This is a genomic window from Salinisphaera sp. (assembly GCF_035690525.1).
Taxonomy (GTDB): domain Bacteria; phylum Pseudomonadota; class Gammaproteobacteria; order Nevskiales; family Salinisphaeraceae; genus Salinisphaera.
Genome location: NZ_DASSKM010000003.1, coordinates 1 through 12,258 on the forward strand (window position 1 = coordinate 1; position 12,258 = coordinate 12,258).

Sequence of the window (12,258 nt, forward strand, 5' to 3'; positions counted from 1 at the left end):
TGCTCATTCATCTGACCGGGCGCGGTCGGGAGCTCAAGTCCGAAGCCCGGCATATTCAGGCCGATATGCTCTGTCGCATGGAACTGACACGTGACGAATCGCGCGGTCTCCAGAACCAGGTAGTGAACCTGATCGATCGTCTGGAAAAGAATTAGTAACTAGATCGAGGCGCCGGTGCCGTTTCGTGCCAGCCCCTGCCAGCAGGCCGGCAAGCACGCGATCTGCGGATAGCCGGTGGCGGCGAGCGCGTCGGCGTCGGCCAGCCAAGGCGTATGCCGCAGCGTTCGCGGTAGCGCTTCGAGTTCCGGCAGCCAGTAGCTGACGTATTCGGCATCGCGATCGTAGTAGTGCGCCTGGGCCAGCACGTCGAAGCCGTGGTCGCGCTTATCCGTACCCACACCCGCGATGTTGGCCCAGTTGCCCCAGTTGCTGGCGACATCGTAGTCGATCAATTGCGCTTCGAACCAGGCCGCGCCCCAGCGCCAGTCCTGGCGAAGTTCGCGGGCGAAATAGCTGGCCACATTCTGGCGGCCGCGGTTGGACATATAGCCGGTCGCGGCCAGCTCGCGCATGTTCGCGTCGACGAACGGCATGCCGGTGCGCCCGCTGCGCCACGCCTTGATCACGGCCGCCTCGGTCGCCCGTGGCCGGTCGCGGCGTTGCAGCAGGCCGCCGCGGGCGAACAGACGCCCGCCGTGACGGGCGAGCACCCAATGAAAGAACTCGCGCCAGCGCAGTTCGAGCACCAGCCAATAAGTGGATTCGTTGGCCGCGATCTCCAATTCGAAGCGCGCCAATTCGTCCGCGATGCGCCGCACCGACAGACACCCCCTGGCCAGCCACGGCGACAGCTTGGAGGAAAAATTCTCCCCCGTGAGCTGGCCCCGCGTCTGCTTGTAATGAGTCACCGCCTGCGACCGCCACAAATAATCGGCCAGATGCCGCTGCGCGGCCGGCTCGCCGCCGACGAACAATGTTCCGGTCGGCGACCAGTCCGCCGGATCGAAGATTTCGATGCCGGCGTAATCGACCGGATCCAGACCGGCCGCCCGGCTCGGCGCCGCGATCGGCCGCGTCGGCCGGCCGGCGCGCTCGATCCGGCGCCGAAAGCGGGTAAACACACGCGGCATGTCATCCAAATCGAACGGCAGATCGGCGCGGTCGTGCATCGTATTGGGCCGCGTGGCGTGCAGCGCGACATCGATACCCCGCAGCGCGGCCCGCACGCGGGTCAGTTGGTCCGCTTCCTCGGGCGCGGTTTCCGCCGCCGTCCAGACCGAATCGGCGCCATTGGCTTTGGCAAGGCGCACGAGCAGGTTTTCCGGTTCACCGACGGCCACCACCAGCGGCACGCCCAGCGCGCGCAAGCGTACGCCGAGCGCGACCAGCGCCTGACCGATAAAACCGCGGCGGTGCGCGCCGAGCTTGGGCGCGCCGTACGCGCTGTCGGCCGCGAATCCGCCGTCGACGCAATACACCGCGAGTACGGCGCCGGCGCGCGCGGCCTCCGCCAATGCGGGGTTGTCGTCGACACGGAGATCGTTTTTGAACCAGCAGATCGTGCGGCTCATTTCGCCACTCCATCGCCCGCCCTGATCGACTTGTGCGCCGAGCGGCAGGCCTTGCTGCAGTATTTGATCCGATACCAGTCGCGCGCCCACTTGCGCCGCCAGACAAAAACACGGCCGCAGCGAACGCACGTTTTTCGAGGTAGATCGCCCTTCTTGCGCATTCGAGACATGAATACCGGACCCGAACCGGACTGCGGCTGAATTGGATGTCTTTCGACCGTGCGGAATGAAACCGCGGTCGGCCCAAGAAGAGAGCTAACGCCCCTTTGGAAATCCCATTGTTAAGGTGCCCGCGGCAAGCCGTGGGAATAACGATTTATACGTCGTGCCCCGGCCAGCCGATGCAGATCACAGCCGTTGCTTTAGACTTGAGGGGCGACGGGCGGCGTGTCAGCCGGCGGTTTGCGCGCGGCGCGTCGCGTTTTCGCCGTGGGCCACGCTCATTTCATATCCGCGAAGGCAGAGCGATGGAATTCGGCGATCTCCGCGACCTCGGCCACGCCCGGCTCGCGCAGCGGGCTCGGCGCGCCGCCGGCCATGACTTCAAGCGTACTGCGCGTGCAGCGCGCCAAGGTTTCCGGGTTGTAACCCCCTTCCAGCGCCATCACCAGCCGGCCGTCGCAGTAAGTATCGGCCAGATGCTGGACGATGCCGGTCAGCGCGCTGAACCCGTCGTAGGTCATGGTCAGGCACAGTTCGTTGATATGCGCGTCCATGCCCGCCGAAACCATCACCAGGTCCGGCCTGAACCACGCGGCGGCCGGCACGAGAATCTCTTCGAAGGCCTTGATCATGGCGCGGTCGCCGGCATCGCCCGGCAGCGGCACGTTGACCGTGACGCCCTCGCCCAGCCCCTCGCCGATGTCCTCCATACGTCCAGTGCCGGGATAGAATGGCGCCGCGCGGTGGGTATCGAAGAAAAGCACGCCGGGATCGGCGGCGAAAATATCCTGGGTGCCGTTGCCGTGATGCGCATCCCAGTCGACGATCAACACGCGCTCTGCATCCCAGCACGCCTGCGCATGCGCGGCCCCGACCGCGATGTTGTTGAACAGGCAAAAACCGCGCGCACGCACAGCATTGGCATGATGGCCCGGCGGACGCGACACCACGAACGCCGAACCGGTGCGTTTTTCGAACACGGCGTCGACCGCGGCGACCACCGAGCCCGCCGCGACTCCAGCGGCTTCCAGGCTACCGGCGGAAACCGCCGTGGTATCGACGTCCAGCCAGGCCTGTTTGCCCTTGAGATGATGCAGACTCTCGAGATACGACGTTGTGTGCACCCGCTGGAGTTGCCGCTTGGTCGCGGCGCGGCCGGCCTCGAAGCGAACGCCGGGCACCGGCTCGGCGTGCAGCAGATCGTTGATCGCGATCACCCGCCCCGGATGCTCGGGATAGCTCCACTTCGCCTGCATCCCCAGGCCGTCGAGAATATGGCGCACCCGGCTGTTCATGCGGCCGGGCAGGAACGGCTCCTCGGCCTGCGGCCGATGCCGAAGCATGCGTTGGTCGTAAAACACGGTTACGTCGCGGTCGCCGATCACGCGTTATCCTTCGGTGCGGGCCGATTTGCAGCATAGCGTCGCGAGCCGGCGCTGCGATAGCCGGCGCCGACAACTACGGCGACGAATGCGATGCGCGGCGACGCATTCATCGCGATTTGCGCGCGGCCGTGGACACGTCCGGCGCCAGCGCCCATTCGCGCCCGACGCCGATCGCGGCCAGACGCGCCTCGTCGCAGCGCTCGCGCTTGAGCGGCATGGCCGAAACATAGCCGTCGCGCAGCGCCACCACATCGGAATCGGCATGGTCGACCCGCTCCAGACCGCGTTCGAAGGCCATCCAGCGATAAGCCTGGCCGCGCGAATCCCGCTGCTCGACCAGCCGCGGCGCGATCATGCTGCCGCCGACCTGACGCGTGAAGCGCAAACCGGCGACCGTGGCCGGATCGCGCATCGGAAAATTGATGTTCCACGCGTTACCGTGCGGGTCGTCCTCCGGGTCGCGCGCAGCCCAGAGCGCCTCGATCACGGGGCGCGCCCAGGTTTCGGCGACCGAGAAATCGAAAGCGCGGCAATCGGTGAAGGCCTGGCTGAGCGCGATCGCCGGCAAGCCGAAATGCGCGGCGGCCACCGCCGCGCCGACGGTGCCGGAATACATCACCGAATCGGACAAATTATGGCCCCAGTTCACGCCCGAGAGCACCAGACCCGGCCGCGCGCCGCCCATCAGCCCGGCGCCGAGCGCGACCATCACGCAGTCGGCCGGCGTGCCGGTCACCGAATAACGCCGGCCGCCGTGCTCGTGGACCCTGAGCGGATGATGCATCGACAACGCCTGCGCCATGCCGCTCTGGTCGGTGGCCGGCGCGAACACCCAGACCTCGTCGGCCAGCATTCCGGCCAGCCGCTCGGCCACGGCCAGCCCCGGCGCGCCGATGCCGTCGTCGTTGGTGACGACGATACGTTCGAGTTTCATCGAAGCATGTCTCCAGCTTCGCAAAAGACGCCCAGCTTAGCGCCTTGGCCCGACTTACGGTAACCGGACGATGAGGGCATGACCCGTCGACCATCGCCGACTTGCCGGACGCTACGGTAACGGTTTACATACGGTGCAGTATCCAACATACCCCACCGCTTCACGAGGTTTTCATGGCCCAACCCGATCTGCAGAGCGGCTGCGTCCGCGCCGCCATCGACGCTCATATCCTGCGTATCACGCTCGACCGCGCCGACAAGCGCAACGCGTTGACGCGGGCGATGTACAACGATCTGACGAGCGCGCTGGACGCCGGCCGCGACGATCCCGATGTGCGCGTTATCGTGCTCGACGGCGAAGGCGAGATGTTCTGTGCCGGCAACGACATCGCCGACTTCGCCCATGTCGATTTGTCGTCCGGCGACGCCGGCGCGACCGGCCCGGCGCTGACTTTTATCCGGCACATGATCGAATGCGACAAGCCGATCGTGGTCGCCGTGCAGGGTCAGGCCACCGGCATCGGCACCACGTTGCTGCTGCACGCCGATCTGGTCGTGGCCGCCGACGATGCGCGCTTTTATACCGCCTTCATCGATCTCGGCCTGGTTCCCGAAGCGGGTTCGAGCCGGCTGCTGCCCGCGCTGCTGGGCCGGCAGAACGCCGCGCGCCTACTGCTGGCCGGCGATACGCTTACCGCCGCGGACGCCGAGCGCCTGGGTCTGATCGCTTACCGCGTACCGGCGGCCGACCTGGCCGAACGCACCCGGGAATTGGCCACGCGACTGGCCGCCAAGCCGCCGGGCGCGATGGCCGCCAGCAAGCGCCTGCTCCGCCAGGGCATGGCTACGGATACGCTGATCGACCAGATCGAGCGCGAGGCCGAGGTCTTCGGCGAACGGCTGGCCAGCGCCGAGGTGCGCGAGATCATGAACGCCTTCCTCAACCGCAAGAAACGCTGATCGATGCGCCGGCCTCGGTTCAGGAGCCGGAGCGCACGCGGCGGACGTAGTCGTCGAGCGCCTGGGTCACGCGCCGGCGCCAGACCAGCGCCTGCTGCGCGCCGAGTTGATCGGCCATGTCGTAACTATCGGGGGGCACGGCACTTCGAACCACGGCAATCTGCATGTCCCGATACTTTCGATAGCTCGCATTGCAGTGAGCCTGGGCGCGCATGGCCGCCTCGCGGGAGGTCAGCTCGCGCTGGTCGATATAAGGCCGAACCGCACGGCTCGCACAGGACCAATAGTCATCGTAAGCGGCCCGCATGGGCGAATGCGGATCCGAGGCACAGCCGGCCAAGCTGGCCAAGTTGGCCAAACCGACCAAGCCGGCCAGCACCGACATCAACAGTCGTCGCGTCATGATCCGTTGTCCTGAAAGTCGGGCCACTACAGAGTCGGACCACTACTATACCCGGCTTGGTAACATGCCGGCGCGGACCCGCTTGATCGTAGGACCTTCGTCATGGCGCACGTCTTCTCTGCCTACCGCCGTCTGGCCGGTTTAGCCCTAGGCCTGGCGGTGCTCGCCGCCGCCGGCTGCGCCCATCGTCCCGGCTCCTCGCCCGGCCTCGGCGCGCTACCGGCGCACTACCGGGGCACGCTGCCTTGCGCCGATTGCGCGGGCATCGATTACAGCCTATCGCTCGCGGCCGATCATGTGTACGTGCTGCGCGAGCACTACCACAGCGACCGCGCGGTAAGCGATCTGATCGAGGCCGGCCACTGGCGCGTGCGCGACGCGCTCGACCAGCTCGAACTCACACCGTCGGATACCGACTCGCGCTTCACCAGCCTCTGGCGCATCAACAGCCATGATGAACTGATCGCGCTGGACGCACAGGGCCACCCGGTCGCCAACGGCCACTACACGCTGGCGCGAACCAAAGGGCCGGCCGAGCGCCGCCTGGCCGGGCCGCGCTGGATTTTGACCGATGCACCGGATCGCCCCGGCGCCTCGCCGGCCTATATCCGCTTCCACGACGATACCCATCGGGTCACCGGCTCGACCGGCTGCAATCGGTTGATGGCGCGTTACCAGCGCAAAAACGACCGCTTACACCTCGAACGGATAGCAACCACGCGCCGGGCCTGCCCGGACCGGGCCGACACCGAACAGGCGATGCGCGAAGCCCTGCGGCGTACACAGCGGTTCGAGACGCTGGGAAATTTCCTGCTGCTCTACGGTTCGGACCGCGACCCCTCGCCGCTGGCCGTGTTCCGCGCCGCGACCTAGAGCAACTTCCACCTTTTAAAGTTATTTATCCGCAGATGAACGCAGATTTACGCAGATTGAATAAGCGTCAAATCAGCTTTCCAGCGGATTAGAAGGTCGCCCAATCGGACTCGGTGTCCTCGTTCGGCGGCACGGCCGGCCCCACGGCCGCCGGACGCGACGATACGTTCGCGGCCGCGGTGTCGCCGCGACGACGGGCGGGTTCGGGCGCGCTCGCCGGCGCCTCGTCGGTCGCCTCGACGCCGGGCTCGGCGACGGTTTGATTTTCACCGCCGAGGCGGAAGAAGGCGACTTCGGCGGCCAGCTCACGGGTCAACTCGCTCAGCGAGCGGCTGGCCGCGGCCGATTCCTCGACCAGGGCGGCGTTCTGCTGGGTCATGCCGTCCATCTGCGTGACCGCCTGATTGACCTGTTCGATACCGCCGGTCTGCTCTTTGCCGGCCGCCGCGATCTCGGCGACCACGTCGCTGACTTGGTTGATGCTGCCGGTGATCTGTTCGAGAGTTTCGCCGGAACGCCCGACCTCGCGCGTACCGTCGGCGACCTTGGTCGCGCTGTCCGCCACCAGCGCATTGATTTCCTTGGCGGCGGTGGCGCTGCGGGTGGCCAGATTGCGCACTTCGGAGGCGACCACCGCAAAGCCGCGCCCCTGCTCGCCCGCCCGCGCGGCCTCGACCGAGGCATTGAGCGCCAGTAGGTTGGTCTGGAAGGCAATGTCGTCGATCAGGCTGATATTCTCGGCGATACGCCGGCTGACCGCATCGATGGCTTGCATGGCGCCGGCCGCGCGGCCGACCACGTCGCGCCCCGAATGCGCCTGATCGCGCACGGTGCGCGCCAGTTGATCGGCCTGAGCGGCGTTGTCGGCATTCTGGCGCACGGTGGCCGTCATCTGCTCCATCGAGGCCGCGGTCTCCTCGAGGCTGGCGGCTTGTTGCTGGGTCCGGGCGCTAAGCTCCTCGTTGCCGGAAGCAATCTCGCCGACGCCGCCCGATACCGACTCCGCGTGGCCGCGTACCCGCTGCACCACCTGCGCCAGTCGCTCGCGCATGGCGTCGATGGCCCCGATCATCGTGCCGAATTCATCGCGGTAAGGATTGCGTATGACGACACCGAGATCGCCCTCCGCGATGGCTTCGACGAAACCGCGGGCCGCGCCCAACGGGCGCATGATCATGCGCGTCAGCCAGACCATCGCGATCAGGGTCGCCAACAGCACCGCGGCGCCGAAGCCCGCCATGCCCAAACGCGCGAGATGGGCGGCATGCTGCGCTTGGGCGAATGACTGCGCCGCGGCCTTGTGCTGAAAACCGGCCAGCGCGTCCAGTTCGCTGTTGACCTTATCGAGCGGCGGGCGCAGCGACATGCCGTAGAACGTGGCCGCGCCGAGCACCCCCTGGTTGCGGATAGCGCCGACGAAACGGCCCAGCGCGTCGTCGATCGCCGTCAGGGCGGCCTGGGCCTTCTCGGCCGCTTTCGCTTCCTCGCCGGTGCCGGCCCGTGACGGGTAATAGTTCGCCCAAGCGGCCTTGAACTGCTTGCGTACCGCGGCGATCTCATCCGGCAGATCGCGTACGTTGGCCGACTGACCGGAGGAATTGAGCGCGATCTTGATATCGCCGTTCAGCCCCGAAAGCAGTGCCTGGGTACGAGCGATCGCCGCGCTGCCGATCGTGCTGCTTCGATAGATTTCGGTGGTGGCCCGATTGACCGTGGTAATCGACCACAGGGACACGGCAACGAGTGCGGCGACCAGAACGAAAGTCAGTCCCAGGCCCAGCCCCAGCTTGGCCCGCACGCTCTTTCTGATATTCAGCACGTTGTGTTCTCCCCGTGTCGCCGCCGATTGCCGGATGCCGATCGCCGATGGCGGCGCGTTACACGCTGTTTATCGGCCGCGCGGCCCGATGCTTGAGCGATCCGCTCGAGCGCGCGGTGCTCGAAGCGGCGCGGTTGCCCGCGGCGGCCAAACCTGATTTCATGCGCACCGCGGGGGATAAAACAGGCGCGGTCGGCGCCGGGACCGGTTCGATCGAATCATCTTTAAAAAGGTCCGGCTTCATGCCCCATTGCCCCCCCGTTTCACGCGTTGTTCCCCTGTTGGCCCTGCTGCTCGCCAGCGGTTGCGCGCCGGCCGCGTCTTCGTCGCACGTCACCGTATCGTCGCTGGCCGGCCTGCAGACCGCGATCAACAACGCCCACGCGGGCGAGACGATCATTCTCGAGCCCGGTGTCTATCATCAGAGCCGGGCAATCCGGATTCAGGGCAAGCACGATCTGACTATCAGCGGCGCAACCCAAAATTACGCCGATACCGTAATCCGCGGCCCGGGCATGGACGAGCCGAGCCTGCAGGTGAACGTGCGCCTGAACAACGCTGACGACATCACGCTGGAGAATCTCACGCTACGCGACAGCTATTACCACGGCGTGCAGATCAACAACGACTCGGACCGCTTCACCGCGGACAACGTACGCACGCTCGACAACGGCGAATCCGGCTTCAAGGTCACCAGCCCCACCAACGCCAGCGGCCCGGCCGCCTACTCCGACCGGGGCACGATCGAGAACTGCTGGATCGGCTTTACCACCACCGGGCAGCGCAGCGTGGTCGAAGGAGTGGACATCGTGGCCGGCAACGGCTGGCATCTGCTCGGCAATCACTTCGTCAACATCCTTAGCGCCGACGGCGGGCCGGCCTATGCCGCCTTCGCCAAGGGCAACGCCCATAATCCGGTGTTCGCCGATAACAAGGTCGAAAACAGCTTCATCGGCCTATCGTTCGGCGGCGGCGGCACGGGCGACGTCTATTTCCGTAACGGCGACACCCGCTACGAGACCCGGGGCGGCGTGATGCGCAACAACGTCATCCACGACACCGACGATGCCGGCATTTATCTCAACAAGGCCCGGGGTTTTTTGATCCAAGGCAACACCGTGCTGCGTAACGGCCCGCACACGGGCGCGATCGAGTCGCGCTTTCGTCAAAGCAGCGGCATGATTCGCGGCAACCGCGTGAGCGGCCCGATCAAGATGCGCGACGGCGGGACCGCCATCCTCCGGGACAACCAGCGGATCACCCGCGACGCCCCGGCGCCCGATCCCGACCTCGGCCGCGGTGAGGCGCCGGGCGTTACGAAAAACTGACAATCGAACGCTCGCCAGCCAATACCGCCTATTAGGGGCCCACCGATCAATTTTGTTCCGTATTATGGAACCATAGCTGGATCGGTGGCCATTTTCGCCCGGTGCCGCGCCGCCGCGAAAAAATGTTTGGCTGCCTATATTTCAATGACTGCGTAGTGTAGCCGCGTGACTGTCGTTTATAGGCGACGCGGCTTCGCCCTTGGTCGGATTGCGCCGGGAATATTCGTGCTTACCAATAGAGTCTCCTGTAAATGGGGAGACAAATGCAAAACAAAAGCGATGAATGTACGTATAGTTCCGATAGGCGGAACTTTCTTAAAATCAGTGGCGGCAGCCTGGCGGGCGCCGCGCTGCTGAGCCTACCGGCCTATTCCCGTCTGGCGCAGGCCGCGGCGGGCCCGGATCGCGCCACGATTCCGGCCCATCACCAGCGACAGCCGATGGAAACCGGCTGGAAACTGGTCGACCCGCCGTTGGATACGCCCTGGACCGGCACGGTCGATCCGCGCCACGTGCATGTCGATTATCCGCGCCCGCAGATGACGCGCCGGCACTGGGTCAATCTCAACGGGGTCTGGCAGTTCGCGGCCACCGAAACCGCCACGCCGAACCCCGGCCAGGATCTGGCTGAGCGCATTCTGGTGCCTTTTCCGGTCGAATCCGGCCTGTCCGGCATTCTGCGTCAAGAGCCTTATCTGACTTATCGACGCCGCTTCGTGGTCCCGCACGACTGGCACATCAGCAGCGGACACAAACATGGGCATGGGCGGCATGAGCGCGGACATGGTCATGGCGCCGGGCAGCGCCTGCTGCTGCATTTCGACGCCGTGGACTACGAAACAAGGGTTTGGGTCAACGGCCACGAGGCCGGCCGGCATCAGGGCGGCTACGATCGTTTCTCGTTCGACATCACCGACCATCTGATCACCAACCCCGCCGGTAGGCCGCACGGCGAACAGGAATTGATCGTGGCGGTCCACGACCCGAGCGAGAACGGCGGCCAGCCGCTCGGCAAACAACGCGCGGCCAACTTCAACAACCCCGCCGGCATTTTCTATACGCCGGCTTCGGGCATCTGGCAGACCGTATGGATGGAGCCGGTGCCCGAAACCCATATCCGCCGGCTGCAGATGACGCCGGACGTAGACGCCGGCGAACTGCGGCTCACAGTCGAGGTGGGCGGCCATGAAAGCGTGGTGGTGGAAGCGATCGCCCGTCACGGCCGGCGCATTGTCGGCCGGACTCAAGGCGAATCCGGCGACGAACTCACCCTGGCGGTACCGAACGCCCGCCTGTGGTCGCCGGACGATCCGTTTCTCTACGATCTGACCGTGCGAATCCACGATCGGCACGGCCATGGACACGGCCGGGGGCATGGGCATGGCCACGGTCGGCCGCTCGACGAAATCGGCAGCTACTTCGGTATGCGCAAGATTGCGTTGGAAACGGTCAACGGCCAGCCGCACATGGCGCTCAACGGCGAGTTCGTGTTCGAGATCGGCCCGCTCGATCAGGGCTTCTGGCCGGACGGCATCTATACCGCGCCCACCGACGACGCGCTGAAGTTCGACCTGATCAAGACCAAGGCGCTGGGTTACAACATGGTGCGCAAGCACATCAAAGTTGAGCCCGAGCGCTGGTATTACTATGCCGACAAGCTCGGCCTGCTGGTCTGGCAGGACATGCCGGCGATGCGGCTCGACCCGCCGCCCTCGCCCGACGATCAGGCCCAGTTCGAGGTCGAACTGAAACAGATGATCGACGAACATCGCAATCATCCGGCCATCGTCGTCTGGGTGCCGTTCAACGAAGGCTGGGGCCGCTTCGATACCGCCCGCGTAACCGACGAGGTCAAGCGCTGGGACCCAAGCCGGCTGGCGAACCAAATGTCGGGCTCCAACGTCTGCGGCTGCAGCATGGACGACGGCGATTTCCTCGACTACCACAACTATGTCGGCCCCGGCCCGGCGCCCCAGCCGGAGGACAACCGCGCCTCGGTGATCGGCGAATTCGGCGGACTCGGTTTACTCGAACCTGGTCATCTGTGGACCACCGAGGGCAACCACGCCTACGAAACCGAAGACAGCGAGGCCGAACTCACCGATCGCTATGTCGAGTTGCTCGACCAGACCGAGCGGCTGATCGCGCGCTGCGGGCTGTCGGCGATCGTCTATACCCAGACCACCGACGTGGAAACCGAGATCAACGGCTTTTTCACCTACGACCGGCGCGTGCTCAAGCTCGATGCCAAGCGCATGCGCGAGGCCAACGAGGCCGCCATCGCCGCCTCCGGCAAAGTCACCCGGCCGAGCCAACCGCCGCCCGGCACGCCGGGGCTGGTGGGGGTCGGCTTCTGGGCCCTGGACCAGGGCAGCGGCACGACCGTACCCGACCAGTCCGGCTTCGGCCATCCGGCGACGCTGGTCAACGGGCCGACCTGGATCGCGGGGGAAAATCAACCGGTGCTGTCGTTCGACGGCGTAAACGACTACGTCGACACCGGCGCCAGCCTGCTCGACACCACCGAGAACTACAGCGTGGCCGCCTGGGTCTGGCTGGACGACAAGAACGGCTTTCATACCGCGGTCAGCCAGGACGGCGACAGCCACAGCGAGTTCTTCCTCCAGTATTCGGACGCCGACGACCGCTTCGCCTTCAGTTCGGCGAGCGTGCGGGCGCTGGGCCGCAATTCGCCGGCCACCGGACGCTGGTATCACCTGGTCGGTGTGCGCGATGCCTATCACAGTCGGCTCAAGCTGTATGTCGACGGCAGCCTGGCCGGCATGGCCAGCTACTGCCCGGGCGATCCGGCGAACGGGCATAC

The 12,258-nt window shown here is 65.8% G+C and carries 10 protein-coding genes; 4 read left to right on the forward strand and 6 right to left on the reverse strand.

The window, feature by feature from the left end:
* Positions 1–158: 158 nt before the first annotated feature.
* The 4 genes from VFJ08_RS00180 to surE all read right to left on the reverse strand — a co-directional run bounded on the left by VFJ08_RS00180 (position 159) and on the right by surE (position 4,052).
* Complete coding sequence (locus VFJ08_RS00180; RefSeq protein WP_324993923.1) at positions 159–1,571, reverse strand: DASH family cryptochrome; 1,413 nt, start codon at positions 1,569–1,571, stop codon at positions 159–161.
* Positions 1,568–1,741 (reverse strand): DUF2256 domain-containing protein, encoded by a 174-nt coding sequence (locus tag VFJ08_RS15665; protein WP_349256917.1) that lies wholly within the window; start codon positions 1,739–1,741, stop codon positions 1,568–1,570. Before VFJ08_RS15665 ends, VFJ08_RS00180 begins: the two co-directional genes overlap by 4 nt.
* 270 nt (positions 1,742–2,011) lie before the next feature.
* Positions 2,012–3,118 carry a histone deacetylase gene (locus tag VFJ08_RS00185; protein WP_324993925.1) on the reverse strand — a complete coding sequence of 369 codons (1,107 nt, stop codon included), beginning with the start codon at positions 3,116–3,118 and terminating at the stop codon, positions 2,012–2,014.
* Between the two features lie 106 nt (positions 3,119–3,224).
* Positions 3,225–4,052 (reverse strand): 5'/3'-nucleotidase SurE, encoded by an 828-nt coding sequence (surE, locus tag VFJ08_RS00190; protein WP_324993927.1) that lies wholly within the window; start codon positions 4,050–4,052, stop codon positions 3,225–3,227.
* A gap of 173 nt (positions 4,053–4,225) precedes the next feature.
* Between surE and VFJ08_RS00195 the strand changes: the two genes are divergently transcribed.
* Positions 4,226–5,011 (forward strand): enoyl-CoA hydratase/isomerase family protein, encoded by a 786-nt coding sequence (locus VFJ08_RS00195; protein ID WP_324993929.1) that lies wholly within the window; start codon positions 4,226–4,228, stop codon positions 5,009–5,011.
* 19 nt (positions 5,012–5,030) lie between these two features.
* Here the strand turns inward: VFJ08_RS00195 and VFJ08_RS00200 are convergent, their stop codons facing one another.
* Positions 5,031–5,414: a hypothetical protein gene (locus VFJ08_RS00200; RefSeq protein ID WP_324993931.1), complete on the reverse strand. Its 384-nt coding sequence runs from the start codon at positions 5,412–5,414 to the stop codon at positions 5,031–5,033.
* A 102-nt stretch (positions 5,415–5,516) separates the two neighbouring features.
* On the opposite strand from VFJ08_RS00200, the gene VFJ08_RS00205 reads away from it, so the two are divergent.
* Positions 5,517–6,287 (forward strand): META domain-containing protein, encoded by a 771-nt coding sequence (locus VFJ08_RS00205; protein WP_324993933.1) that lies wholly within the window; start codon positions 5,517–5,519, stop codon positions 6,285–6,287.
* Between the two features lie 88 nt (positions 6,288–6,375).
* Here VFJ08_RS00205 and VFJ08_RS00210 read toward each other — a convergent pair whose 3' ends face one another.
* On the reverse strand, positions 6,376–8,106 hold the full coding sequence (locus VFJ08_RS00210; RefSeq protein ID WP_324993935.1) for a methyl-accepting chemotaxis protein: 1,731 nt from the start codon (positions 8,104–8,106) through the stop codon (positions 6,376–6,378).
* 47 nt (positions 8,107–8,153) lie between these two features.
* On the opposite strand from VFJ08_RS00210, the gene VFJ08_RS00215 reads away from it, so the two are divergent.
* Both VFJ08_RS00215 and VFJ08_RS00220 read left to right on the forward strand, forming a co-directional pair.
* Positions 8,154–9,434, forward strand: coding sequence for a right-handed parallel beta-helix repeat-containing protein (locus VFJ08_RS00215; protein ID WP_324993937.1), 1,281 nt, complete (start codon positions 8,154–8,156; stop codon positions 9,432–9,434).
* A gap of 263 nt (positions 9,435–9,697) precedes the next feature.
* Positions 9,698–12,258: LamG-like jellyroll fold domain-containing protein (locus tag VFJ08_RS00220; RefSeq protein WP_324993939.1), on the forward strand; the 2,561-nt coding region annotated here is incomplete at its 3' end.

Bases quoted from the DNA above. Each gene is read 5' to 3' on its own strand.
- VFJ08_RS00180 (WP_324993923.1), bottom strand. From the start codon at position 1,571: ATGAGCCGCACGATCTGCTGGTTCAAAAACGATCTCCGTGTCGACGAC.
- VFJ08_RS15665 (WP_349256917.1), bottom strand. From the start codon at position 1,741: ATGTCTCGAATGCGCAAGAAGGGCGATCTACCTCGAAAAACGTGCGTT.
- surE (WP_324993927.1), bottom strand. From the start codon at position 4,052: ATGAAACTCGAACGTATCGTCGTCACCAACGACGACGGCATCGGCGCG.
- VFJ08_RS00195 (WP_324993929.1), top strand. From the start codon at position 4,226: ATGGCCCAACCCGATCTGCAGAGCGGCTGCGTCCGCGCCGCCATCGAC.
- VFJ08_RS00200 (WP_324993931.1), bottom strand. From the start codon at position 5,414: ATGACGCGACGACTGTTGATGTCGGTGCTGGCCGGCTTGGTCGGTTTG.
- VFJ08_RS00205 (WP_324993933.1), top strand. From the start codon at position 5,517: ATGGCGCACGTCTTCTCTGCCTACCGCCGTCTGGCCGGTTTAGCCCTA.
- VFJ08_RS00215 (WP_324993937.1), top strand. From the start codon at position 8,154: ATGGCGGCGCGTTACACGCTGTTTATCGGCCGCGCGGCCCGATGCTTG.